This is a genomic window from Clostridium sp. AF21-20LB (genome assembly GCF_003478795.1).
In the GTDB taxonomy this organism is placed as follows: Bacteria; Bacillota; Clostridia; order Lachnospirales; family Lachnospiraceae; genus Otoolea; species Otoolea fessa.
This window is the reverse complement of record NZ_QUGD01000014.1, coordinates 35,634-59,417: the sequence shown is the minus strand read 5'-3', so window position 1 is coordinate 59,417 and position 23,784 is coordinate 35,634. Positions and strand designations below refer to the sequence as shown.

Below are 23,784 nucleotides of genomic sequence, written 5' to 3'. Positions count from 1 at the left end.
GACAATGTCTGAGCGGCAGCAAGCAAGTGAAAGATGAGGTAGCTTATGAATTATGAGGATGATGAGCTGGAGCGCATGAGGCGCGCCGCGAGGGCAGAAGCAGCCGTGCCAGTCAGGCAGGGTATTCTTCGCGCGGCAGTTCTGCTTCCGGCACCAGCCGCAGAAGAGTCAGCAGTACAGTCGAAAATAGCCAGAGAAAAGGTGAGGCGGGCAGCAGTTCAGTACGTTCCGGCTACAGCGGTCCTAAGAGCGCTGGAAGTGGAAAAAAGAGTTCGGGACGCCGCGGCAGCCATTACCGTAAATCGGCGCGCCACAGAAAGCATATGATCATTGCGGCGGAGATTGTCGTGATTATATTGATGATTCTGGGCGGTGCGTTCTGGTATATGTATCACAGAACCTTCGGTTCTATGCAGAAGATTGATTTCAACGAGGACCAGGTTAAGAACGTCAACCTGTCCCAGGAACAGATCGATGATATGAAGGGCTACATGACCGTAGCGTGCTTCGGTGTCGATTCGCGAAGTCAGCACGGGCAGATGAATGTCGGAAAAGGTACGAACGCGGATGTCAACATGATTGCCAATATCAATCTGGAGACGGGTGAGATCCGCCTTGTATCGGTATTCCGGGACAGTTATCTGAATATCAACGATAAAAACTCTTATAATAAGATCAACGCCGCTTACGCACAGGGCGGTCCGGAGCAGGCAGTTAAGGCGCTGAATAAGAACCTGGGTCTTAACATTACCCAGTATGCGACGTTCAACTGGAAAGCGGTTGCGGATGCCATCAACATTCTGGGCGGTGTAGATGTCGAGCTGAGCGATGCAGAGTTCTCCTGGATCAATGCCTTCATCACGGAGACCGTAAAGGAGACTGGTATCGGTTCTCATCAGCTGACCCATGCGGGCAATGTACATCTGGATGGTATCCAGGCAGTTGCATACGGACGTATCCGTTATTCAGATACGGACTATGCGCGTACCGAGCGTCAGAGAATTATTCTTCAGAAAGCCTTTGATAAGGCAAAAAATGCAGACTGGGCGACACTCAACTGTCTGATTCAGACGATCATGCCGCAGCTTGCAACCAATGTTGATATTACGGATTTGATTCCGCTGGCACGCAATATCGCGAAGTTCCATATCGGTGAGACCGCCGGATTCCCGGCAGCCAGAGGCGAGCAGGATGTTGGAAAGATCGGCGACTGCGTTATCCCGCAGACACTGGAGTACAACGTAAAAGAGCTTCATAAGTTCCTGTTTGATGAGGAAGATTATCAGGTTCCGTCCAATGTCAAGGAGTATAGCAACCATATCGCGCAGGTAACAGTCTTACGACGAATGCGAAGCTGATCGGTCATGTTCCGGTCGATCAGGGTGTCAGCGCCCAGACGTTTATCAAGAAACGGGCGAGCCGGATTGCCGCGCAGGCAGCGGCGAAGGATGCCGCTAAGAAGTCATCGACGAGTGCTTCGGACGAGTCGGATGACGAGAGCGGGGATGAGACCAAGAAGGGCGAGAGCGAGAGCTCGATCGGATTGGACGAGATCTTTGATCCGGATGAAGACTGGATTGACTGGGAGGAAGAAGAGTCGAAGAGCAACAGCAGTAAGGGACCAGGAACAACGACGACTCCCGGCAAGAAAAATCATACGGATAAGACAACCGAGGCGGATGATTCTTTATCCGGACCAGGCAGCACATCGGAGACGAAGTCTTCCATTGCAAAACCGGGATCTACAACCACGACAGCGGCAGAGACATCGGCATCCAGTGAAAAGACTTCTCCGGGTGCGTCGGATAATTCCGGTGTGAAAAGTCCGGTCACAGAGATTCAGGAACCGGGGGATTCCGGAAACAGCGATGCAGCAGGCCCCGGCGGTCCGGCAGGTCCGGGAGCTTAATCTGAATTCAGGTGATATACTATGATAAAAGATAACCAGAAACGGCTGAACCATTTCCACGTAGTGCTGGACGCATGTGTCATTGCATGCGCCTACGCACTTGCGTGGTTTATCGTCAATGGAACGTCGTGGTTTAATGTAACAGGGCATAATAAGAGCGCAATGGCAGTCGTCTATCTGGCGGCTGGCGTTCTTATTGTACCGTTTTATTTGATTTTATACGCATTTTTTCATCTTTACACGCCCAAACGGGTTCAGGGAAGACGGGTGGAGTTAGCCAATATTTTTAAGGCGAACATCATCGGTCTTTTGGTGATCTCACTGATGCTTTACCTGGGCGGTAAAAATGAGTATTTCCACAACTTCTCCCGTCCGATGGTATTTTTGTTTTTTGGCATCAATCTCTTTGCTGAGATTCTGATGCGGAATATCCTGCGGATAGCGCTCCGGTCGATGCGGTCGAAGGGATATAACCAGAAGCATCTGCTTCTGGTCGGTTACAGCCGGGCAGCGGAAGGATTTATTGACCGTGTGAATGTCAACCCGGAGTGGGGCTATAAAATCCGCGGTATTCTGGATGACCATGAGGAGTGGGGCAAAGAATATAAGGGAGTGCGCGTGATCGGCAAAATTGACGATCTGGATATGATTCTGGCGCTCAATACGCTGGATGAGATCGCGATCACCCTGAGCATCCAGGAGTATGGAAAACTGGAAAAAATCGTGGCAGGCTGTGAAAAATCGGGTGTGCATACGAAATTTATTCCGGATTATTATAACTTTATCCCGACCCGTCCGTTTATGGAGGATCTGCAGGGACTTCCGGTGATCCACATCCGCCATGTGCCGCTCACGAATCTGCTCAACGCAACGATGAAGCGGACGATGGATCTGGTCGGCGGCATGATGGCGCTCATCCTGTTTTCACCGGTGATGCTGGTGACGGCGATTCTTATAAAGGCGACTTCGCCGGGACCGGTCATTTTCTGTCAGGAGCGGGTGGGACTTCACAATAAGCCGTTTAAGATGTATAAGTTCCGCTCGATGGCGGTACAGTCGGCGGCAAAGGAGAAAAGCCAGTGGACGACGCCGGGAGACCCGCGTGTGACTCCGATTGGAAGATTTATCCGGAAGACGAGCATTGACGAGCTTCCGCAGCTGTTTAATGTTCTGAAGGGCGATATGAGCCTGGTTGGACCGCGCCCGGAACGCCCGTTTTTCGTTGAAAAATTCAAGGAAGAGATTCCGCGTTATATGATCAAACACCAGGTGCGTCCGGGAATGACCGGATGGGCACAGGTCAATGGTTACCGGGGCGATACCTCGATCACGAAGCGGATTGAGCATGATCTGTATTACATCGAGAACTGGACGCTGGGATTTGATTTTAAAATCATGTTTTGACGGTTTTTAAGGGCTTTATAAATAAAAACGCGTATTGATGAGGAAAACCACATGGGATATGAAGAAGAAAGAGATAGGTCAGGACACCGCCGGAGCCGACGGGCAAAACCGTCGGAGATGGAAGACGATGGTCTGACACTGATCACGGATTCATTTACGGAACGCCGGGAGGACGGATCCCACCGGAGCGGAGATAGAAGCCGAAGTGGTCAGAAAGCGGCAAAGAGGGGACAGACGCAGCCTGGCAGCAGCCGGGAGAGCCGGAATCAGGAGAAAACCCGGACCATGAACCGGTCGGATATTTACGCCGACCCGGTTAAATTGAAAGCGCGCCGGAAAAAGAAGCGGAAGATATGGTTTATTCTTCTGGAGAGCGTGATGCTGATCGGGATTCTCTGCTTTGCGGGATATTCGTATATCAGCAGCCGTCTGGATCTGATGCAGCGGCTTCCGTGGAACCCGGATGAGATCAAAAACGTCGAGATTTCGGAGGAGAAGCAGGAGCAGATGAGCGGTTACTGGACGATCGCGGTTTTCGGCGTGGATAGCCGTAACTTATCGGTCGGAAAGGGCAATAACTCGGATGTCAATATTCTCTGCAACATCGATCAGGGAACCGGTGAGATACGTCTGGTTTCGGTGTACCGGGATTCATATTTAAATATCAGCGACAAGAATACCTACAACAAAATCAACGCCGCTTATATGCAGGGCGGACCGGAGCAGGTTGTCAAGGCGCTCAATAGGAACCTGGATATCGATATTGACGATTATGCGACCTTTAACTGGAAAGCCGTTGCAGATGCGATCAACATTCTGGGCGGCATTGACGTGGAGATCACGAAATCAGAGTTTTATTATATCAATGCGTTCATTTCTGAGACGGTCAAGTGACCGGCGTCGCTTCGACCCAGCTTAAATCAGCGGGCATGAACCATCTGGACGGTGTGCAGGCGGTTGCATATGGGCGTCTCCGTCTGATGGATACGGACTATGCCCGTACCGAACGGCAGAGAAAGGTTATTTCCCTCGCGTTTGAGAAGATGAAAAAAGCAGATTGGGCGACGATCAACAATATTGTGCAGACGGTATTTCCACAGGTGGCGACCAGCATCGAGATCAATGATCTGTTGAAGATAGGACGAAATATTACGCGTTACCATCTGACCGAGACGACCGGTTTCCCGTCGGAGCTGAGGGAAAAGAAGATGGGACGCAAGGGCGCCTGCGTCATCCCGCAGACGCTGGAGAGCAATGTCATCGAGCTGCATCATTTCTTGTTTGGCGATGAGGAATACACGCCGACTGAGACGGTCCGGACGATCAGTCAGAAAATTGTATCAGATACAGGCGTTCATGGCACGAAACAGGCAGAAACGAAGGAATTGCCGAAGACGACCGAGGCGACGACAATTTCCATCCTGGATCCGACGCAGGAGAGCGGCGCGGACGAAAGCCAGGAAGCCGGGAGCGGCATCGATGAGTCGGAGAAAGAGAACGGTAATGCTTCGGAAACACAGGAGAATGGCGTTTCTGAGCAGGAAAGCCGTCCGGACGGTACGCATGCATCAAAGGAAAATGCGCGGGAGAGCAGTGAGGCAGAGTCTGGCGGTTCTTCGTCGGCATTTCCGGGCGGAAATTCTGGCACCGGCGAGACGGAGAATGGCAGAGAAAAACCTTCCGGCAGCGGTTCCCCGAATGGAAGCAGTGCACCGGGAAGTAAGACGGATGTGGGAATCATCATTGAGTGATGAGAGAGTGTGAAACGGAGGAAATGCTTTGAATTTAGATGGTTTGTACCGGATGCAGGGAATGTTATTTTCCCTGATGATTCTGGGTGCATTCTTAAAGAAGAAGGGAATTATTACGGATGAGGGAAAAAGGGTCATTGCGGATCTGGTCATCTTTGTGACACTTCCCTGCAGTATCATCGAGTCATTTGAAGTAGAACTGAGCATGGATATCTTAAAGAGCAGCGCACAGGCGCTGCTCGTCTCATGTATGGTTCAGGTGGCTTGTTATATCTTAAATATGGTACTGTACCCGGGTGTGGGAGAGGAAAAGAAGAAGGTCCTCAAATACGCGACGATGGCGTCCAATGCCGGGATTCTGGGAAATCCGGTGGCGGAGGGCATCTTCGGCTCGATGGGGCTTTTCTACGCCTCTTTTTACCTGATTCCGCAGAGAACTGCGATGTGGTCTCTGGGAATGACGTATTTTACGAAGGCGCCGGATCGGAAGACGCTGATTAAAAAGATATGCACGCATCCGTGTATTGTCTCCGTATTCATCGGCTTTGTGCTGATGCTTTTACAGATGCAGATTCCGGGATTCCTGGGAGATACGGTACATAGCTTAAACAAGGCAAACACGGCAGTCTCCATGATTTTCGTCGGAACCGTTCTGGCAGAGGCAGATATGAAGACGATGATCACGCCGCTCAGCTGCTACTATGCCGCCGTGCGCCTGATCCTGATCCCGGCGCTTGTGTGGGCCGGCTGTCTGCTGTTCCATATCGACACGCTGGTGATGGGGATTTCCGTGGTGCTGGCAGCGATGCCGGCAGCAAGCACGACGGCGATTCTTGCTGCGAAATATGGCGGGGATGAAGTCTTTGCGACGAAGTGCGTGGTATTTACGACGCTGCTTTCGATGGTGTCGGCACCGGTTTGGTGTATGGTGCTGCAGCGGTAATCCCTTATGAGTTCGTATTTCTATAAAGGGGGTTTCGCTTGCATTGGATGAAAAGATATGTTATATTAGGGATAGAAAAAAGGAAAAGCCAGAGGAGCGGTTTACCTGAATAAATTAAACAACTGTTTTATTAACAGCCGTCATTATTGCAGTAATGGCGGCTATTTTCGTTTTCCCTTGAAAATTGTATAACACAAATCCCCTCAGATTGCTCTGAGAGGATTTGCAGATTCATGATTTATAATAGCAGTTCATATTGCTTGGTTATAGTCCTACAAACATTCTGTAATTTTACTTTTCATCCACCACCTGGAAAATGTAGAACTTCAGATAATAGGACGTCTCATCCCCCGCCCACAGAATCGGATGGTCGGCTGCCTGGGTGCGGTATTCGATCTGGCGCAGGCGGCGGTGGGCGCTGCGGGCTGCCTCCTGAATCGCCTTTGTGAAGAGCTCCGGCGTCATGAAATGGGAGCAGGAGCAGGTAGCGAAGTAGCCGCCGTCCTTTACCAGACGCAGACCGCGAATATTGATCTCGCGGTAGCCCTTGATGGCATTTTTGACCGAGCTGCGGGATTTTGTGAAGGCAGGCGGATCGAGGATCACAACGTCAAATTGCTCACCTTTTGCCTCTAATTCCGGAAGCAGGTCAAAGACATCCGCGCACTGAAAGGTGGTAGTGCCGGAAACACCGTTTAACTCTGCATTTTCACGCGCCTGTGCGACGGCAAGTTCGGACGCATCCACGCCGATGACCTCTTTGGCGCCGGAGACGGCTGCATTTAAGGCAAAGGAGCCGGTGTGGGTAAAACAGTCCAGAATGCGTTTGCCCGGGCAGAGACGCTGGATTGCCAGACGGTTGTATTTCTGGTCGAGGAAAAAGCCAGTTTTCTGCCCGTCCTTGACATCTACCAGATAGCGGACACCATTTTCAACGATCTCTACTTTTGTATCAAATGGTTCCCCGATAAAGCCCTTATAGCGCTCCATGCCCTCCTGTAAGCGGACCTTAGCGTCGCTGCGCTCGTAAATACCGCGGATATGAATGCCGTCTTCCTCAAGCACCTTGACGAGCTTTTCCAGAATCAGCGGTTTCAGACGGTCGATACCGAGCGCCAGGGATTCAACGACCAGCACATCGGAAAATTTGTCGATCACGATGCCCGGAAGGAAATCTGCTTCGCCGAAAATCAGGCGGCAGCTGCTGGTATCAACTGTCTGACGGCGGTATTCCCAGGCATTGCGGACGCGCATTTCGATAAAAGCATCGTCGATGACAGTATCCTTTTTGCGGGAAAGCATCCGCACGGTAAGCTTGGAGCGGGTGTTGATAAAACCACATCCGAGCGGATAACCGTCAAAATCTTCGACACGAAGGATATCGCCATTTTCAAAGTCGCCCTCAATTCGTTCAATTTCATTATCATAGATCCACATACCGCCGGCTTTCAGGGAACGAGCCTCGCCTTTGCGGATATGGACAACTGCCTGTGTATTCATCATGGATGTAACAGTCCTTTCATATAAAATGTAAAATTCGTTTCTTTCATTAAGTATACAAGAGGAGAGAAGGACTGACAAGTGAAAACCGAGAGATGTTTTTAAGCTTCACAGATTTATGATTTTATTTTCACAATTACATCACAAATAACTGATAGACTATCTCATGTAAACAGAGAGAGGGCAGAAAGCCTGAGATAGAATATAAGAGTATGAACAATCCGCTGCGGGAAGGTTCGCAAAATGGACAGTACGCAGCTGTGATTCCTGAGAACAGGAGGTATGAATATATGTATGACGAGAATGAAAGAAATGAGAGACACGATCAGGATGTAGATTATACGGAGGGCGCTTATTCGGACAGCGCTTATGAGGAAAAGAATAACGATACTGCTAAAAAAGAAGAAACTTCCGATTATGGCGGTTATCATGATTCCCGTTACCGGGGCAGTCTCGATGGAGAACCGGAGGCAGCAGCCGGAGCAGATCCGAAAGAGAATGCAGAGAAGCAGCCAGAACGCAGCTATATTCCGGAAGAACGGAGTGGCCGGGGACATGGCTCTAAGAATACTGGTAAGAAAATTGCGGCACTTGTGATGTCGGGCATTTTGTTTGGCTGTGTGGCAGGCGGAACCATGGTCGGCGTGAATGCACTTTCAAACCGGCTTCTTCCGGGTGAGACCGCACAGGAAACGATCGGTCAGGTTTCCCAGGAGACACAGGCAGATGCGGGCACTAAAACGCAGGCCTCCATTGGCAACGATGTTTCTTCGATTGTAGAGAAAGCGATGCCGTCCGTTGTAGCGATCAACAACAAGATGATTTATACACAGGACAACTGGCTGTTTGGTCAGCAGCAGTACGAGGTGCCGAGCAGCGGTTCCGGAATCATTGCCGGACAGAATGACACGGAACTTCTGATTATTACCAATAACCATGTCGTTGAAGATTCCGAGGAACTTTCGGTTACCTTTATTGATAACCAGAGCGTTAAGGCAGCGGTCAAAGGTACTGATTCCGATTCGGATCTGGCAGTCATTGCCGTACAGCTTTCGGATATACCGGAAGAAACGAGAAAACAGATTAAGGCAGCCGATCTGGGCGATTCTGATTCCCTGAAGCTGGGACAGGGGGTTGTGGCAATCGGTAACGCACTGGGACAGGGGCAGTCGGTTACCGTCGGTTATGTCAGCGCTTTAAATAAAAAGCTAACCATCAACGACGTAGAGCGGACACTTCTGCAGGTCGATGCGGCGATCAACCCAGGCAACAGCGGCGGCGCACTTTTAAATATGAACGGTGAAGTTATCGGCATCAATGCGGCGAAGTATTCGGACACCAGTGTTGAGGGCATCGGCTATGCGATCCCGATTTCACAGGCAAAGGATATTATCAGCGACCTGATGACGAAGACGACGAAGGTAGCTGTCGATGAGAATGAGCAGGGATATCTGGGAATCCAGCTTCAGAATATCGACAGCCAGATGGCGCAGGCGTATGGCATGCCGGAAGGTATCTATGTATACAAGATTGTTGCGGGCGGCGCGGCATCCAAGTCGGATCTGCGGGAGCGTGATATTATCACCAAGTTTGACGGTGAAAAGGTAAAGAATGGTGATGATCTCAAGAAACTGCTGACTTACTATAAGGCAGGTTCCACCGTTACCATGACGGTACAGAGTCTGGAAAATGGCAAATATGTCGAGAGAAACGTACAGATTACACTGGGCTCCAAGAGCGATATGCCGCAGAGCCAGGATAGCCAGAACGAGAGTCGGAGTGAATCACAGGCAAGTCCGCAGAGAAAACTGGGAAGATAGAAAATATCCCATCAGCGAAGTGGGCTGGAATGGATATTTGCCCGTAACGGTGAAGATACGGAACTGTTGCGAAGCGGAAATGAATAAAATCAGGAAGATATAGAAAAGAAGGCAGGTGAACCGCCGGTAGATCCTCTTGTAATCAGAGAGGGCGGTGATTCATCTGTCTTTTTGTTTCATAGGAAATTTTTTTATTTTTAAAACGAAATGACGGCTGCTGTTATGATTTACGTTTTTCACAAGCTATGATAAAATGAAAAGGTGCTTTCAGATTGGAGGAGATATAAAAATATGAGTGATAACCAGAATATAGATACGACAACCAATATAAACGAAACAGATACAAATAAAACCAGTACAGATCATTCGGATGATTACGAGAAAATCTGCTACGTCTGCCGCCGCCCGGAGAGCAAGGCGGGAGAGATGATCACGATGCCGGGTGGGATGAATTTCTGCCATGAGTGTATGCAGAAAGCATTTGACTCGATTTCCAAGTCGGGCATGGACTTTTCCAAGCTTCAAAATATGCCGTTTATGAACATGAATCTCAATGATTTTGCGGGCATGCAGATGCCGAATACAGAGATTCCAGAGAAAAATAAGATCAAGAAAAAGAGCAAGGCAAAAGACGCGGAGAAATTTCTGACGATGAAGGATGTTCCGGCACCGCACCAGATCAAGGCGCAGCTGGATGCGTATGTGATCGGGCAGGAGCGGGCGAAACGGGCAGTTTCAGTGGCAGTCTACAACCATTATAAGCGCGTGATTCTCCGGCAGCAGGACGAGCTTCGGGCAAATGAAAATACGGAAGAAAAGGCGGAAAACGCGGCGGCACAGGGAATGCAGATGCAGGGCGGCGAGCCGGAGATTGAGAAATCCAACATCCTGATGCTGGGACCGACCGGAAGCGGAAAAACGTACCTGGTCAAGACACTGGCGAAGCTTTTGGATGTGCCGCTGGCGATCGCGGATGCGACGGCGCTCACGGAAGCTGGATATATCGGAGATGATATAGAAAGCGTAGTCTCCAAGCTTCTGGCAGCGGCTGGAAATGATGTGGAGAAAGCTGAGCACGGCATCATTTTCATCGATGAGATCGATAAAATTGCGAAAAAGAAAAATACGATGAGCCGCGATGTCAGCGGTGAGTCGGTACAGCAGGAGCTTTTAAAACTTCTGGAAGGCAGCCAGGTAGAGGTGCCGGTCGGCTCAAACCAGAAGAATGCGCTCACGCCGATGGCGACTGTGGATACGAACAACATCCTGTTTATCTGTGGCGGCGCGTTTCCAGGATTGGATGATATCATCAAGGAGCGCCTGAAAAAGCGTTCCACGATGGGTTTCAACTCCCATTTGAAGGATGAATTTGACAATGATCCGGATATTTTGAGCCAGGTGACAACGGAAGATCTGCGGAATTTTGGCATGATTCCAGAGTTTCTCGGACGTCTGCCGGTGCTTGTGAGCCTGCAGGGGCTGACAAAGGAATTACTGATGCGGATTCTGAAAGAACCGAAAAATGCGATCCTCAAGCAGTATGAGCGCCTGCTGGCGCTGGATGAGGTCAAACTTGTGTTTGAGGACGATGCACTGGAGTGGATCGCTGAGCGGGCGCTGGAAAAAGATACGGGTGCCCGTGCGCTGCGTGCAATTTTAGAGGATTTTATGATGGATATCATGTATGAGATCCCGAAAGATCCGAATATCGGATCCGTTGTGATCACGCGCCCGTATCTGGAGAAGAAGGGCGGTCCGCGGATAGAGATGCGGGGGTAATAGCTTTTCAGGAACATGATCGGTGAACGGTGTCATGGATGTGGTGAAAGTTAGCGATGTAAGGATCCGGAAAAGCAATTTGTGTGTGAAGAGAAAACAGCAGAAGTTAATTAACTTCTCATGGATAAAAAAGAGTTATATAGGTTTAACGTCCCATACCCCCACTCCCGGCTGGGATATTCGATGGAATTTCGGCGGTCAGCCCCGCGGATCAGAAACGCTTGGCAATCGAGGTGTTGATCCGCGGGGCTGATGGCGTATAGGCAGACCAGGAGAGCAGGATCGCGGCGGCTCCGGCGGTCATGGCGGCGGCAAATGAGGTTCCGGTTACCTCCTGATAATCGGGAAGCGGGAGCCGGACGCCGGGGGCGGCAAGGTCGGGCTTGATAGCTCCGGTGCGGGTAAAACCGCGGCTGGAATGCAGATAGATCCCGCCCGTCTGGTGGCTGTAGGCGGCGGTGGTGATGATGGCTGCTGTATTGCCCGGATCGGTGATGATTGTGTCCGGATCCGGGCGCAGAAAGAAGGTTTCATCCGAGATAAAGCCGTGCACCGGCAGCCACATATGGTATTCACCCTGAATCGAGAGCGTGTGGTAGACGCGGATTTTCCAGATTCCGGCGGCGGGGGCATCAAAGCGCATCAGGATCAGTTCGCTTCCGGTCGCCAGCTCGGAGCTGGTATAGTTGAGGTGAATGGTCGTTCCTTCCAGAAGAAAGGGAATCCGGCGTTCTTCGTCGCCGGAGAGCCGGATGCGTCCCGTTTCGTCGCCGGAGGGGGATAAAAATCCGACACTGTAAAGCTCCGATTCACGCGCCCACAGTTCCAGCGTAAATCCCCGTTCGCTGGGACCGACCCGCAGTTCCACATCCTCATAGGAGGTGGAAGCAGGAAATACACTGCGAAAATGGTGCCCGCGCCCGGTTTCATTGCCTCCGGCGGCGACCAGAATCTGCCCGCTGGCGCGCGACAGGCTGTTCAGATATAGACCAAGCGGCGAAGTGCCGCTGTGGCTTCCGGTATTGGTGCCAAGACCCAGCAGGATCACAAGGGGCTTTTTCTCCTGCCTGGCAATATAAAGAAGGAACTTGATTCCGAGCATGATGTCGTCCTCCTGAAAGGCGATGGCATCCTCGCGGATCAGAAAAAAATCGCGAAGATAGGTTCTGGCTGGTTTCAAGCGGACAACGACCAGTTCCGATTCCGGCGCCGCCCCGGAGAAAAAAGCATCGGCATCTTCGGAACCGGCGGCGATCAGCGCCATCTGCGTGCCGTGGCGGAGAGGATCCGAGGTGGGGACGATGGAATGCGGATCTTCCGAGCGCAGCGCCTCGTTGATGTGGGAACGCTGGTAGACACTTCCGTAGTGCAGCGCATCGATCGGATCCGGCGTGCTAAGCCCCGCGCCCGGAACCGTCTGATCCCAGATGGCGGCGATGCGCGTGCTTCCATCCGGATCGCGTAACAAGGGATTTGTATAATCGATCCCCGTATCCACAATCCCAATCAGCGTCCCGCGCCCCTTGTTTCCCAGGAATGGCTGTTCTGCGGTCCGGGAAATTCCTGCGCTGTCCAGGCTGGATGTATCTAATATGGTATAAAGATTCGGGATCGAGTCATAGCCATACTGCTGGACTGAGAGCGGCAGCGCCTCCGCCAGAGACCGGTGCCAGATCACATACTCATGATTGACAAAATCATAGCAGCCGGAATCATTTTCCAAAATCTGGTTATAGGTAAAAGGAAAAAAACGTTCGATAAAATCGGCGGTTTGGTTGTCTGGAAGAGAAGAGCAATTCATAGCGTTTTCCATAGAGATTTTTTAGAATTTAAGATAAGATATGCGGTAAAATACGAAAGCTTCCCTATACTCTGTCGGAAAAACTTGTTATAATAAATATAAGTTAGATAATGACATTTATATGAGGAGGTGCCCTTATGAAAAAATACCTGTATATGATAGCTGCCCTGTTCGGCATCGATTATTTCTGCAAGGAAAACATAGAAGCCCAGAAACCGGAAGATTTTCCGCGCGACATGGAAAAAAGCCATGGAAAGATCCGCCTGTACCGCAATCACAACGACGGTTTCTGTTTTGGAGTAAAAAAAGAAAAGAAAGAACTGGTCCGCATGGTGCCGGTTGTCTTTACCTCGGCGGCAGCGGGCATTCTGACATGGTTATTGTGCCGGGACGAAGGCAGAAAAGCCGATCGGATCGGTTTTGCCCTCATCACGGCGGGTGGTTTAAGTAACCTGTATGACCGCCTCAAACGCGGTTATGTGGTAGATTATTTCAGCATCCGGTGTAAATACCTGGAAAAGGTCGTCTTTAATCTGGGAGACTTTTTTATCTTCGCAGGAAGCGCCCTGATCGCAGCCTCCGATCTGCTGGGAGCCGTCCGTGATCTTAGTTCTCCGGCAGAGGCTCACATAAAAGCGCTCCGACTGCCGTGGCGAAAGACGGATGAGGCGGAATGATATAGTCGATTCCAAAGACATCGTGCATCTGATTGAAAATGTCAAAGGTCTTTGCAGCAGGTGCAAGGCTGGCGAGAGAACCGGTCAGGACGACATTCCGGGTGGTGTCCTGGCTGAGCGCCAGGGACGCCATCACACCCACATTTTCATAAATCATATTGAAAAGAGCGGCAGCCAGGTCAGCATCCGAGGCGCCGCTTTTGATTCGCCCAAAATTGGCAGCGGTTAAGTCGGCGGCAAGTCCCGGGACATCTTCCTCCTGCACGTCGGCGATGCGGAGATCTGCCATGGCCTTATTGCCGCGCAGCGCCATCTCTGAGAGGCAAAAATGTCGGTGACGCCGAGAAAGCGCTCCGCCATGCCGGCAAGTGTCCCACCGCCGACACCGCTTCCGCCCAGATGACGGAAGCCGTTTGTCTTGGAAGCGCGGATAAAGGCAGAGCCGGTTCCAAGGCTGACCACCAGCGCTTCATCAAGCCCGGACAGGTATAAGCCGCCGCGTCCGATGGCATCCAGCTCCAGGGCATGGATGGTCGGGATGCCGAAGATATTTTCATGGAAATACGTCGAACCGAGCCCGGTCAGGACGATTTTTTCAACATCGTCAAACGAAGCGCCCTGCTGATCCAGGAAACGCCCGAGAACACCGTAAGCCGAGGTGCGCGGGTCATCCGCGTGAACCTGAAGCGTACCAAGCAGAGTGCCATGCTCATCCAGCGCCGCCGCCTTGGTGCTGGAACTGCCGATGTCGATTCCGAGGGATAAATTCATTTGCTTATCTCCTTTATGATATTCCTGCTGCCACCGCGTTTCCTTACGGCACTTTCGGTTCCAAAAGTGCCTATCCGTGAACAGTAACGCTGGTTTGTATCTTTTATGACTGTAAGAATTGGATTGTTTTTATAAACATTATAGGGTAAAGTAAAATAAAGTGCAATGGAAGAATGTGGTCCGAATGTTCTTAAAATGATATTTCAAATGGATAACATAAAGATTTATATGTCACGCCCAAGCTTTGTTGAGATTCCGGTAGAGACTGAAATATGCTTTAATGATAAGGAAATAGTGACCGAAAATACGGGATATCAGGCATGGTGGAGCAGAGAGTATGAGGTCCATGTTTAATAAGGAGTTCTTTAAGTGTTCCCAGTTTACGCACATTAACAGATGTACTTTTTCCCTCGTTATTAATATAGCTTTTTGCAATATAAAAAGACTCCGAATTTTTTTGACACAAAAAAAAGCAGGTTCTATGCGGCCTGCAAGGTATTTTTCTATTATTCAACGGTCAAACTCCCGGAGACGGCAGAAGTATGGAAATGCAAGCCTGTATTTATTGACAGAACCTATGAAATACGGTAGAATCAACCTTAAAAAAGAGTAATCCCCTACATGGGAGATAGGAGTTGAGTTTTTTGAGTTCTGGTGATGGGATACAGCTATTGATTTTGATACTTCTGCTTTTGATGTCGGCTTTCTTTTCTTCGACGGAGACGGCGCTGACGACGGTCAACAAGATCCGGGTGCGGACGCTGGCTGAGAATGGCGATAAGCAGGCAGAGTATGTATTGAAGATCATAGAGGATCCGAGCAAAATGCTGAGTGCGATTCTGATCGGCAACAATGTGGTAAACCTGTATGCGTCTTCTCTTGCGACGGTTCTTGCCACCCACATCTGGGGTAACAAGATCGTAGGGATTGCGACGGGCATTCTGACGCTTTTAATCCTGATTTTCGGCGAGATCACGCCGAAGACGGTTGCGACTATACAGGCTGAGCGGATTGCATTTCGGTTCGCTAAAATCATTTATTATATCATGACGGTGCTGACACCGGTCATTTTTGTGGTCAACCAGCTCTCGTTTTTAGTGTTGAAGCTGCTTCGCGTGGATGTGAAGGCAAAGGGCGAGTCCATCACGGAGGATGAGCTGCGGACGATCGTGGAGGTCAGCCACGAAGAGGGCGTCATCGAGTCCGAAGAGAAGAAGATGATCAACAATGTGTTTGATTTTGGGGACGCCGTGGCGCGCGATGTCATGCTTCCGAAGGTCAACATGACGTTTGTGGACGTGGATGCGACGTATGACGAGCTGATGGAGGTATTCCGCAGTGAGAAATACACGCGTTACCCGGTCTATGAGGAGACGACGGACAATGTCATCGGTGTTCTGAACATCAAGGATATTTTCTTAAAAGGCGGGGAAGAGGGCTTTTCTGTCCGGAAATATCTGCGGAAACCTCTCTATACATATGAGTTTAAGAAGGTTGCTGAGCTGATGCGCGAGATGCGGAAAGCAGCGATCAGCATCGTGATCGTGCTCGACGAGTACGGTTCGACGGTCGGTCTTATCACGCTGGAAGATATGCTGGAGGAGATTGTCGGAGATATCCGGGACGAGTACGATGGAGACGAGGAAAAGTCCATACAGCGCATCGCCCCGCGGGAATACATGGTAGACGGTTCGGTCAAACTTGACGATCTGGATGAACGCCTGAATCTGGAACTCCAGTCAGACGAATATGATTCCATTGGCGGACTGGTGATCGGACTTTTGAACCATCTTCCACAGGAAAAAGAAGAGGTTGTGGTGGAAAACGTCCGCCTCGTCGTCGAATGTGTGGATAAGAACCGGATCGATAAGATTCATCTGTACCTGTTAAGCCCGTCGGAGGCGGCGTTAGCTAAACATACCGCCGATGGTGCCGCTTCCGGCGCAGAGGGCGAAGGAAAGCAGCAGGGATGAGGCAGTCTCCTTGAGGGACTGTCGGATCGCAAAAGACAGGGCTAGAAAAATAAGAAAATAAAGGGCGCCGGCACAGAATCCCCAGAGGAACCGGCGCCTTTTTGCTTTCTTTCCGGCGACGAGTCCTGCCAGAAAGCAGGCGAGAATGTAGATGCCGCGCACTCCTAGCGTGATTTCCTTTTCACCCCACTGAAACCGGTACATCCCAAACGCGAGCAGAAGCAGAAAGACAGCGGTTGCCGCGTAGGAGAAGAGGGAAGAACGGAGCAGAATCTGGATAGCTGATTTTTCCATGATAAAATACCTGTGTGCATTCTTTTTCTATTCGTATGAACAAAGAAGGACAAATATGCCTGCAGAATGAAACATTGTTACAAACAAGCGTTACTGTTCACGCATACGTGCCCAGTAACGGAATTTGCCGTGGCTTCGCATCTCAATACGGCAAATTCCTGCTGCCACCACGTTTTCTACGGCACTTTCGGTTCCAAAAGTGCCTACCCGTGAACAGTTCCAAAAAAGCCGGAATCTGTGAGAAACACGGTAAATTGAAATGCTTGCACAAGCGGGCAACATATGATATAATCTGTAGGACTTTATATACTAAAAAAATGAAGGAGGACATAGAGATGAAACACGTAAAGACACTGAGCGCAAGCACACTGAAGAACAGCATGAAGAAAGGCGGCTGCGGCGAGTGCCAGACATCCTGCCAGTCTGCATGTAAGACATCCTGTACTGTAGGTAACCAGAGCTGCGAGAACCAGAACCGCTAATTGGCAGTACAAAACAAATGAGGCGTTTTCTGATAAATCAGAGCTTTTCATGAGTGGGAGAGCTGGAGTCTGAGAAAACGCAGAGTTGACACAGGGAGGCAGACAAGACGGAGCGCGGTCCGAGGAGAGGACTGCATATGTTCCGGGTTGTCTGCCTGCCTATGTCTTATAGAAGGAGAAAGACAGTGATTCATCAGTATATAAATAATGGATATTATATCGTACTGGATGTCAACAGTGGCTCCGTCCATTCGGTCGATCCGCTTCTGTACGATGTGATTTCCTTTTTATCGGAGCGGATTCCGGATAGCGAGAAGCCGTTTCAGATTGCCCAGTCCCTGAAAGACGAGACGGCGGCAGCATTAAAAGAGAAATACAGCCAGGAAGAGATCAGAGAGGCGTTTGAGGACATTCAGGAGCTCATCGATCAGGAAGAACTCTTTACCGCTGACATTTACAAAAACTTCGTTATGGATTTCAAGAAGCGCCAGACGGTTGTCAAGGCACTCTGCCTGCATATCGCGCATGACTGCAACCTTGCCTGTCAGTACTGCTTTGCAGAAGAGGGCGAGTATCATGGACGCAGAGCGCTGATGACATTTGAGGTCGGCAAGAAAGCGCTGGATTTCCTGATTGCCAATTCTGGAAACCGCCGGAACCTGGAAGTCGATTTCTTCGGCGGCGAGCCGCTGATGAACTGGCAGGTGGTTAAACAGTTAGTCGAGTACGGACGTTCCCAGGAAGAGGCGCACAACAAGAAATTCCGTTTCACACTGACCACCAACGGCGTTCTGTTAAACGATGAAATTATGGAATTCTGCAACCGCGAGATGTCAAACGTCGTGCTCAGTCTGGATGGACGAAAAGAGGTCAACGACAAGATGCGCCCATTCCGCAACGGAACCGGAAGCTACGACCTGATCGTGCCGAAGTTCCAGAAATTTGCAGAGAAGCGCGGAGACCGCGATTATTTCGTGCGTGGTACCTTCACACACAACAACCTGGATTTTGGCAAAGATGTTCTGCATTTTGCCGATCTTGGATTCAAGAAAATGTCGGTTGAGCCGGTCGTAGCACCGGATGAAGAGCCTTACGCGATCAAAGAGGCGGATCTTCCGCAGATTCTCGAGGAATATGACCGTCTGGCAGCAGAGTATGTCAAGAGACACAAAGAGGGACGCGGCTTCACGTTCTTCCACTTTATGCTTGATCTGACACAGGGACCGTGCGTGGCAAAACGTCTGTCCGGATGCGGTTCAGGAACTGAGTATCTGGCAGTTACCCCGTGGGGCGACCTCTATCCGTGCCATCAGTTTGTAGGAAACGAAGATTTCCTGCTCGGCAACGTGGATACGGGCGTGACCAACACGGCAGTCCGCGACGAGTTCAAGCTCTGCAATGTCTATGCGAAAGACAAATGTCGGGATTGCTTTGCCAGATTTTACTGCAGTGGCGGCTGTGCGGCCAATTCCTACAACTTCCACGGTTCCATCACGGATGCGTATGATATCGGGTGCGAGATGCAGAAAAAACGTATCGAGTGCGCGATCATGATAAAAGCTGCTCTTGCAGACGGCTCTGACGAGTAGAGAACAAGGAGAGAGAGGAATGAAGAACAAAAAAGGAAAAAGCTTCCTGGGGATGCTGCTCCTTCTGATTGCCATCGGCGTATTCGGCTATTTCGGCTATTCGACGATGAATCAGATCAAGCTGGGTCTTGACCTGGCTGGCGGTGTCAGCATTACCTATCAGGCGAAAGAAGAAAATCCGTCTTCCGAGGATATGGCGGATACGATCTACAAGCTCCAGCAGCGTGTACAGAATTACAGTACCGAGGCGGAGGTTTACCAGGAGGGTAATAACCGTATCAACGTAGATATTCCGGGTGTATCGGATGCCAACGCGATTCTGGAAGAGTTAGGAAAACCGGGTTCCCTGATTTTCGTGGACTCTGAAGGAAATCAGATCCTTGATGGTAAACAGGTTGCCAGCGCGAAAGCCGGCATGACCGAGGATAAGGCGACCGGTTCCAAGGCGTATGTCGTTTCTCTGACCTTTACCGAGGAAGGTAAACAGGCATTTGCTGAGGCGACCACGAATGGCGTCGGAAAACCAATTTATATCATTTATGATAACCAGATTATTCTGCTCCGACCGTCCGTGAGGCGATCACAGGCGGACAGTGCCAGATCGACGGCATGGCGGATTATGAAGAGGCAAATAATCTTGCGTCCACGATCCGTATCGGTTCCCTGTCCCTGGAGCTGGAAGAGCTGCGTTCCAACGTAGTTGGCGCGAAGCTGGGCCAGGAGGCGATCTCCACCAGCTTAAAGGCAGGTCTGATCGGATTTGCCATTGTCATTGTATTTATGATTGCCGTATATCTGCTTCCGGGTCTGGCTGCATCTCTGGCTCTGTGCCTGTATGTCGGTCTGATCCTGATCCTGTTAGTTGCATTTGAGGTGACTCTGACGCTTCCGGGCGTGGCTGGTATCATCCTGTCGATTGGTATGGCGGTGGATGCGAACGTTATCATTTTCACCCGTATCAAAGAGGAGATCGGTCTGGGAACATCCGTCAAGAATGCGATCAAGGCAGGTTTCGCCAAGGCACTTTCCGCGATCATCGACGGAAACGTAACCACCCTGATTGCGGCAGCGGTTCTGTTCTGGAGAGGTTCCGGTACCGTCAAGGGCTTTGCGGCGACGCTGGCAATCGGTATCGTGCTTTCTATGTTCACGGCGCTGTTTGTAACCAAATTTGCCTGAACTGCTTCTATGAGATGGGCTTTGAGGATGCGAAATTCTACGGATGCCGCAAGGATATGAAGACGCGTCCGTTCCTGAAATTCCGCAAGCTTTACTTTGCTCTGTCGCTCGTGATCATTCTGGCAGGCGTCGGTAGCATGGTTCACAATCAGTCTTCGATGGGTGTGCCGCTCAACTACAGCATGGAGTTCAGAGGCGGTACTTCTACAAACGTTACCTTTAACGAGGATATGTCTCTGGAAGATATTTCCTCCCAGGTGGTTCCGGTGGTAGAAAAGATTACCGGCGAAGCTGGCACACAGACCCAGAAGGTAGCCGGAAGCAACGAGGTTATCATCAAGACACGTACCCTGAACATGGACGAGCGCGAAGAGTTAAACCAGGCGCTGGCGGATCAGTTTGGTGTGGATAAAGAGAAGATCACAGCCGATAGTATCTCCGGTGCAGTCAGCCAGGAGATGAAGCGCGATGCGATTGTGGCGGTTACGATTGCGACGATCTGCATGTTGATCTACATCTGGTTCCGTTTCAGCAATATCACGTTCGCGGCGGGCGCGGTTCTTGCCCTGATGCACGATGTACTGGTTGTCCTGACCTGCTATGCGATGCTGCGCTGGTCGGTTGGTTCGACGTTCATCGCCTGCATGCTGACGATTGTCGGTTACTCAATCAACGCGACGATCGTTATCTTCGACCGTATCCGTGAGAATATGAAGCTTCTGGGCAATAAAGAGTCCGCTGAGACGATCGTCAACACCAGTATCAGCCAGACCCTGACGCGAAGCATCAACACGACGCTGACGACCTTCGTCATGGTCCTGATTCTTTACATCCTGGGTGTATCTTCCATCCGTGAGTTTGCTCTTCCGCTGATGGTAGGTCTGATCTGCGGTACGTATTCGTCCGTATGCCTGTCCGGCTCTGTCTGGTATGTGCTGAATAAAAAGCGCATGGAGAAGAATGCCAAACCGGCTGGCAAGAAGGCAAAGGCAGAGAAGTAAAAAGTATAGGAAAAAAGATGGAATACAAGATTTTATACAAAGATGGCCGCGCAAAACGCGCGGAAATGAAAACGGTCCACGGAACCATCCAGACGCCTGTTTTCATGAATGTCGGCACGGTGGCGGCGATCAAGGGCGCGGTTTCGACCGATGATCTCCGCACGATCGGCACGCAGGTGGAACTTTCCAATACCTACCACCTCCATGTCCGTACCGGCGACAAGCTGATCCGACAGTTTGGCGGTCTGCACAAATTTATGAACTGGGATCGCCCGATCCTCACGGATTCCGGCGGATTTCAGGTGTTTTCCCTGGCGGGACTGCGGAAGATTAAAGAAGAGGGCGTTTATTTTAACTCCCACATCGATGGTCACAAGATTTTCATGGGACCGGAGGAAAGTATGCAGATTCAGTCCAACTTAGGTTCGACGATCGCGATGGCATTTGATGAGTGCCCGCCGAGTCTTGCCGATCGGGACTATGTACAGAAATCAGTGGAGCGCACGACGCGCTGGCTGGCGCGCTGCAAGGATGAGATGGCACGCCTCAATGCACTGCCGGATACGGTCAACCGGGAACAGCTCCTGTTTGGTATCAATCAGGGTGCGATTTACGAGGATATCCGTATCGAACACGCGAAGGAAATCAGCAAAATGAACCTCGATGGCTATGCGGTCGGAGGTCTGGCAGTTGGCGAGAGCCATGAGGAAATGTATCGGATTCTGGATGCAGTCGTTCCGCACCTGCCGGAGGACAAGCCGACTTATCTTATGGGCGTTGGAACACCGGCAAACATCCTGGAAGCGGTAGACCGGGGCGTCGATTTCTTTGACTGTGTGTACCCGTCCCGGAATGGACGCCACAGCCATGTATACACGAACCATGGCAAATTAAATCTCCTGAACAGCAAATATGAGCTGGATCCGCGCCCAATCGAGGAAGGCTGCGGCTGCCCGGCATGCCGTTCTTACTCCCGCGCATATATCCGCCACCTGTTTAAGGCGAAGGAAATGCTGGGGATGAGATTATGCGTCTTGCATAATTTGTATTTTTATAATAAAATGATGGAAGAGATTCGCGACGCGATCGAACATCACTGTTATGCTGAGTATAAAGCAAAGAAACTTGCAGGCATGATGGGTGAATCGAACTAAAGGAGGAAATATACCACATGAGCAGCACAAGCGGAATGATCGTTTACCTTGTATTTATCATTGCCATCTTCTATTTTATGGCAATCCGTCCACAGTCCAAGGAAAAGAAAAAACAGGCAGAACTGATGGCAACCGTAGCAGTAGGCGACAGCGTTCTGACATCCAGCGGCTTCTACGGCGTGATTATCGATATGACCGATGATACTGTAATCGTAGAGTTCGGAAGCAACAAGAACTGCCGCATCCCGATGCGTAAGGATGCAATCGTTCAGGTTGAGAAACCGGAAGTCTAAGAAGAACGGTAAGAAAGTGAGAGGATCGCAGCTCCCGATGGGGGCGGCGGTCCTTTTTTTGTGTAACAGGAAATTCCTTGGAATTCCCTATTACACAAAAAGGCACTAACGTGCCAATGATGCGCACTCGCGCGAAGCAGAAACATGTCGCAAGCGACCGCGCTCGGCGCGAGAATGTGCCAAGGCACATTCTTTTTTATTTTACAGATAACCCCAGGTTATAGAATAAATTCCAAATTACTATATGGGGAATACCGGTTTTCCTTCGTCAGAAGATTGCAAAATAGGACGGAATCCGATATGATAAAAAGTAACCGTTTGAAACAAGGGAGGTATTTTATTATGAATTGCAATATTACTGTGATTCCGGGTGACGGAATCGGACCGGAGATTGTGAGAGAGGCATGCGGCGTGCTGGACAAGGTGGGCGCTGTCTACGGTCATACATTTAATTATACAAAAATCCTGATGGGCGGCTGTTCCATCGACGAGTACGGCGTACCGCTGACCGATGAGGCACTGGAGACCGCGAAAAAGAGTGATTCCGTCCTGCTCGGTGCAGTCGGCGGCAACGTGGGAAATTCCCGCTGGTACGATGTAGCTCCGAACCTGCGTCCGGAGGCCGGTCTTCTTGCCATCCGTAAAGGTCTGGGACTGTTCGCGAATATCCGCCCGGCATACCTCTACAAAGAGCTGGCAGATGCCTGCCCGTTAAAGAAAGAGATCATCGGCGACGGCTTCGATATGGTTATCATGCGTGAGCTGACCGGCGGTCTGTACTTCGGCGACCGTTACACGAAGGAGATTGATGGCGTGACGACCGCGGTAGATACCCTGACCTACAATGAAAATGAGATCCGCCGGATCGCAATCAAGGCATTCGATATCGCGATGAAGCGCCGCAAGAGCGTTATTAGCGTCGATAAGGCAAACGTACTGGATTCCTCCCGCCTGTGGAGAAAGGTAGTCGAGGAAGTTGCTAAAGATTATCCGGAAGTTACCCTGACCCATATGCTGGTTGATAACTGCGCGATGCAGCTTGTCATGAATCCGGGACAGTTCGACGTGATCCTGACTGAGAACATGTTTGGCGATATCCTTTCTGACGAGGCAAGCATGATTACCGGCTCCATCGGTATGCTGTCTTCGGCCAGCTTAAACGAGGGCAAATTTGGTCTCTACGAGCCGAGCCACGGTTCCGCACCGGACATCGCGGGCAAGGACATCGCAAACCCGATCGCAACTATTCTTTCCGCAGCGATGATGCTCCGCTATTCCTTCGATCTGGATAAGGAAGCAAAAGCCATCGAGGATGCCGTACAGCAGGTACTGACCGAGGGCTACCGTACCGTGGATATCATGGCGGATGGCTGCAAGCAGGTTGGAACCGTTGAGATGGGCAGGCTGATCTGTGAGAGAATTAAATAGAAAGATTGCAAAAATTTCATAAATGCGATAAAATCA

At 50.6% G+C, this 23,784-nt stretch carries 20 protein-coding genes and 2 pseudogenes; 18 read left to right on the top strand and 4 right to left on the bottom strand.

Going from position 1 to position 23,784, the window contains the following annotated elements; all coding sequences use genetic code 11:
* The first annotated feature begins 45 nt into the window (after positions 1-45).
* From DWX76_RS08865 to DWX76_RS08840, 7 genes and pseudogenes are all read left to right on the top strand, one after another.
* Positions 46-327 (top strand): hypothetical protein, encoded by a 282-nt coding sequence (locus tag DWX76_RS08865; RefSeq protein ID WP_118493665.1) that lies wholly within the window; start codon positions 46-48, stop codon positions 325-327.
* A complete protein-coding gene (locus DWX76_RS08860; RefSeq protein WP_118493668.1) occupies positions 324-1,358 on the top strand; it encodes an LCP family protein in 1,035 nt (344 codons plus the stop codon). Before DWX76_RS08865 ends, DWX76_RS08860 begins: the two co-directional genes overlap by 4 nt.
* A gap of 185 nt (positions 1,359-1,543) precedes the next feature.
* Positions 1,544-1,909: a hypothetical protein gene (locus tag DWX76_RS08855; RefSeq protein ID WP_118493670.1), complete on the top strand. Its 366-nt coding sequence runs from the start codon at positions 1,544-1,546 to the stop codon at positions 1,907-1,909.
* 21 nt (positions 1,910-1,930) lie between these two features.
* Positions 1,931-3,351 (top strand): annotated as a pseudogene (locus tag DWX76_RS08850) (undecaprenyl-phosphate glucose phosphotransferase).
* 13 nt (positions 3,352-3,364) lie between these two features.
* A complete protein-coding gene (locus DWX76_RS15075; RefSeq protein WP_412694030.1) occupies positions 3,365-4,207 on the top strand; it encodes an LCP family protein in 843 nt (280 codons plus the stop codon).
* Positions 4,204-5,064, top strand: coding sequence for an LCP family protein (locus DWX76_RS08845; RefSeq protein WP_412694029.1), 861 nt, complete (start codon positions 4,204-4,206; stop codon positions 5,062-5,064). Before DWX76_RS15075 ends, DWX76_RS08845 begins: the two co-directional genes overlap by 4 nt.
* A 28-nt stretch (positions 5,065-5,092) precedes the next feature.
* Positions 5,093-6,007, top strand: coding sequence for an AEC family transporter (locus DWX76_RS08840; protein WP_182429762.1), 915 nt, complete (start codon positions 5,093-5,095; stop codon positions 6,005-6,007).
* Between the two features lie 291 nt (positions 6,008-6,298).
* Here the strand turns inward: DWX76_RS08840 and DWX76_RS08835 are convergent, their stop codons facing one another.
* Positions 6,299-7,507: a class I SAM-dependent rRNA methyltransferase gene (locus DWX76_RS08835; RefSeq protein WP_118522682.1), complete on the bottom strand. Its 1,209-nt coding sequence runs from the start codon at positions 7,505-7,507 to the stop codon at positions 6,299-6,301.
* Between the two features lie 290 nt (positions 7,508-7,797).
* Here DWX76_RS08835 and DWX76_RS08830 point away from each other — a divergent pair, with 290 nt between their 5' ends.
* Together DWX76_RS08830 and clpX are read left to right on the top strand one after the other, a co-directional pair.
* A complete protein-coding gene (locus DWX76_RS08830; RefSeq protein ID WP_118522673.1) occupies positions 7,798-9,327 on the top strand; it encodes a S1C family serine protease in 1,530 nt (509 codons plus the stop codon).
* 291 nt (positions 9,328-9,618) lie between these two features.
* Positions 9,619-11,106, top strand: a complete 1,488-nt coding sequence (clpX, locus tag DWX76_RS08825; RefSeq protein ID WP_118522674.1) for an ATP-dependent Clp protease ATP-binding subunit ClpX — start codon at positions 9,619-9,621, stop codon at positions 11,104-11,106.
* A gap of 211 nt (positions 11,107-11,317) precedes the next feature.
* On the opposite strand, the gene DWX76_RS08820 is transcribed toward clpX, so the two are convergent.
* Positions 11,318-12,907 carry a S8 family peptidase gene (locus DWX76_RS08820; RefSeq protein WP_243021988.1) on the bottom strand — a complete coding sequence of 530 codons (1,590 nt, stop codon included), beginning with the start codon at positions 12,905-12,907 and terminating at the stop codon, positions 11,318-11,320.
* 137 nt (positions 12,908-13,044) lie between these two features.
* Here DWX76_RS08820 and DWX76_RS08815 point away from each other — a divergent pair, with 137 nt between their 5' ends.
* Both DWX76_RS08815 and DWX76_RS14440 read left to right on the top strand, forming a co-directional pair.
* Positions 13,045-13,584, top strand: coding sequence for a signal peptidase II (locus DWX76_RS08815; RefSeq protein ID WP_107001463.1), 540 nt, complete (start codon positions 13,045-13,047; stop codon positions 13,582-13,584).
* On the top strand, positions 13,571-13,813 hold the full coding sequence (locus DWX76_RS14440) for a hypothetical protein (RefSeq protein ID WP_243022508.1): 243 nt from the start codon (positions 13,571-13,573) through the stop codon (positions 13,811-13,813). Before DWX76_RS08815 ends, DWX76_RS14440 begins: the two co-directional genes overlap by 14 nt.
* Here the strand turns inward: DWX76_RS14440 and DWX76_RS14435 are convergent.
* On the bottom strand, positions 13,810-14,355 hold the full coding sequence (locus DWX76_RS14435; RefSeq protein ID WP_243022507.1) for a BadF/BadG/BcrA/BcrD ATPase family protein: 546 nt from the start codon (positions 14,353-14,355) through the stop codon (positions 13,810-13,812). The two genes, DWX76_RS14440 and DWX76_RS14435, sit on opposite strands and share 4 nt — an antisense overlap.
* A gap of 644 nt (positions 14,356-14,999) precedes the next feature.
* On the opposite strand from DWX76_RS14435, the gene DWX76_RS08800 reads away from it, so the two are divergent.
* Positions 15,000-16,328 (top strand): HlyC/CorC family transporter, encoded by a 1,329-nt coding sequence (locus DWX76_RS08800; protein WP_107001466.1) that lies wholly within the window; start codon positions 15,000-15,002, stop codon positions 16,326-16,328.
* On the opposite strand, the gene DWX76_RS08795 is transcribed toward DWX76_RS08800, so the two are convergent.
* On the bottom strand, positions 16,263-16,622 hold the full coding sequence (locus DWX76_RS08795; protein WP_107001467.1) for a TIGR04086 family membrane protein: 360 nt from the start codon (positions 16,620-16,622) through the stop codon (positions 16,263-16,265). The genes DWX76_RS08800 and DWX76_RS08795 overlap by 66 nt on opposite strands.
* A gap of 335 nt (positions 16,623-16,957) precedes the next feature.
* Between DWX76_RS08795 and scfA the strand changes: the two genes are divergently transcribed.
* The 6 genes and pseudogenes from scfA (at position 16,958) to leuB (ending at position 23,748) form a co-directional block, all read left to right on the top strand.
* Positions 16,958-17,104: a six-cysteine ranthipeptide SCIFF gene (gene scfA / locus DWX76_RS08790; RefSeq protein ID WP_022359867.1), complete on the top strand. Its 147-nt coding sequence runs from the start codon at positions 16,958-16,960 to the stop codon at positions 17,102-17,104.
* 185 nt (positions 17,105-17,289) lie between these two features.
* Entirely contained in the window at positions 17,290-18,693 is a 1,404-nt protein-coding gene (gene scfB / locus DWX76_RS08785) for a thioether cross-link-forming SCIFF peptide maturase (protein WP_107001519.1), read from the top strand.
* 19 nt (positions 18,694-18,712) lie between these two features.
* Positions 18,713-20,873, top strand: a pseudogene (secD, locus tag DWX76_RS08780) (protein translocase subunit SecD).
* Positions 20,874-20,890: 17 nt separating this feature from the next.
* A complete protein-coding gene (gene tgt, locus DWX76_RS08775) occupies positions 20,891-22,027 on the top strand; it encodes a tRNA guanosine(34) transglycosylase Tgt (RefSeq protein ID WP_022359869.1) in 1,137 nt (378 codons plus the stop codon).
* Between the two features lie 17 nt (positions 22,028-22,044).
* Positions 22,045-22,320, top strand: a complete 276-nt coding sequence (gene yajC, locus DWX76_RS08770) for a preprotein translocase subunit YajC (RefSeq protein ID WP_022359870.1) — start codon at positions 22,045-22,047, stop codon at positions 22,318-22,320.
* Between the two features lie 342 nt (positions 22,321-22,662).
* Complete coding sequence (leuB, locus tag DWX76_RS08765) at positions 22,663-23,748, top strand: 3-isopropylmalate dehydrogenase (protein WP_117796026.1); 1,086 nt, start codon at positions 22,663-22,665, stop codon at positions 23,746-23,748.
* Positions 23,749-23,784 lie beyond the last annotated feature (36 nt).

Bases quoted from the DNA above. Each gene is read 5' to 3' on its own strand.
- DWX76_RS08865 (WP_118493665.1), top strand. From the start codon at position 46: ATGAATTATGAGGATGATGAGCTGGAGCGCATGAGGCGCGCCGCGAGG.
- DWX76_RS08860 (WP_118493668.1), top strand. From the start codon at position 324: ATGATCATTGCGGCGGAGATTGTCGTGATTATATTGATGATTCTGGGC.
- DWX76_RS15075 (WP_412694030.1), top strand. From the start codon at position 3,365: ATGGGATATGAAGAAGAAAGAGATAGGTCAGGACACCGCCGGAGCCGA.
- DWX76_RS08835 (WP_118522682.1), bottom strand. From the start codon at position 7,507: ATGAATACACAGGCAGTTGTCCATATCCGCAAAGGCGAGGCTCGTTCC.
- DWX76_RS08830 (WP_118522673.1), top strand. From the start codon at position 7,798: ATGTATGACGAGAATGAAAGAAATGAGAGACACGATCAGGATGTAGAT.
- clpX (WP_118522674.1), top strand. From the start codon at position 9,619: ATGAGTGATAACCAGAATATAGATACGACAACCAATATAAACGAAACA.
- DWX76_RS08820 (WP_243021988.1), bottom strand. From the start codon at position 12,907: ATGAATTGCTCTTCTCTTCCAGACAACCAAACCGCCGATTTTATCGAA.
- DWX76_RS08815 (WP_107001463.1), top strand. From the start codon at position 13,045: ATGAAAAAATACCTGTATATGATAGCTGCCCTGTTCGGCATCGATTAT.
- DWX76_RS14440 (WP_243022508.1), top strand. From the start codon at position 13,571: ATGAGGCGGAATGATATAGTCGATTCCAAAGACATCGTGCATCTGATT.
- DWX76_RS14435 (WP_243022507.1), bottom strand. From the start codon at position 14,355: ATGAATTTATCCCTCGGAATCGACATCGGCAGTTCCAGCACCAAGGCG.
- DWX76_RS08795 (WP_107001467.1), bottom strand. From the start codon at position 16,622: ATGGAAAAATCAGCTATCCAGATTCTGCTCCGTTCTTCCCTCTTCTCC.
- scfA (WP_022359867.1), top strand. From the start codon at position 16,958: ATGAAACACGTAAAGACACTGAGCGCAAGCACACTGAAGAACAGCATG.
- tgt (WP_022359869.1), top strand. From the start codon at position 20,891: ATGGAATACAAGATTTTATACAAAGATGGCCGCGCAAAACGCGCGGAA.
- yajC (WP_022359870.1), top strand. From the start codon at position 22,045: ATGAGCAGCACAAGCGGAATGATCGTTTACCTTGTATTTATCATTGCC.
- leuB (WP_117796026.1), top strand. From the start codon at position 22,663: ATGAATTGCAATATTACTGTGATTCCGGGTGACGGAATCGGACCGGAG.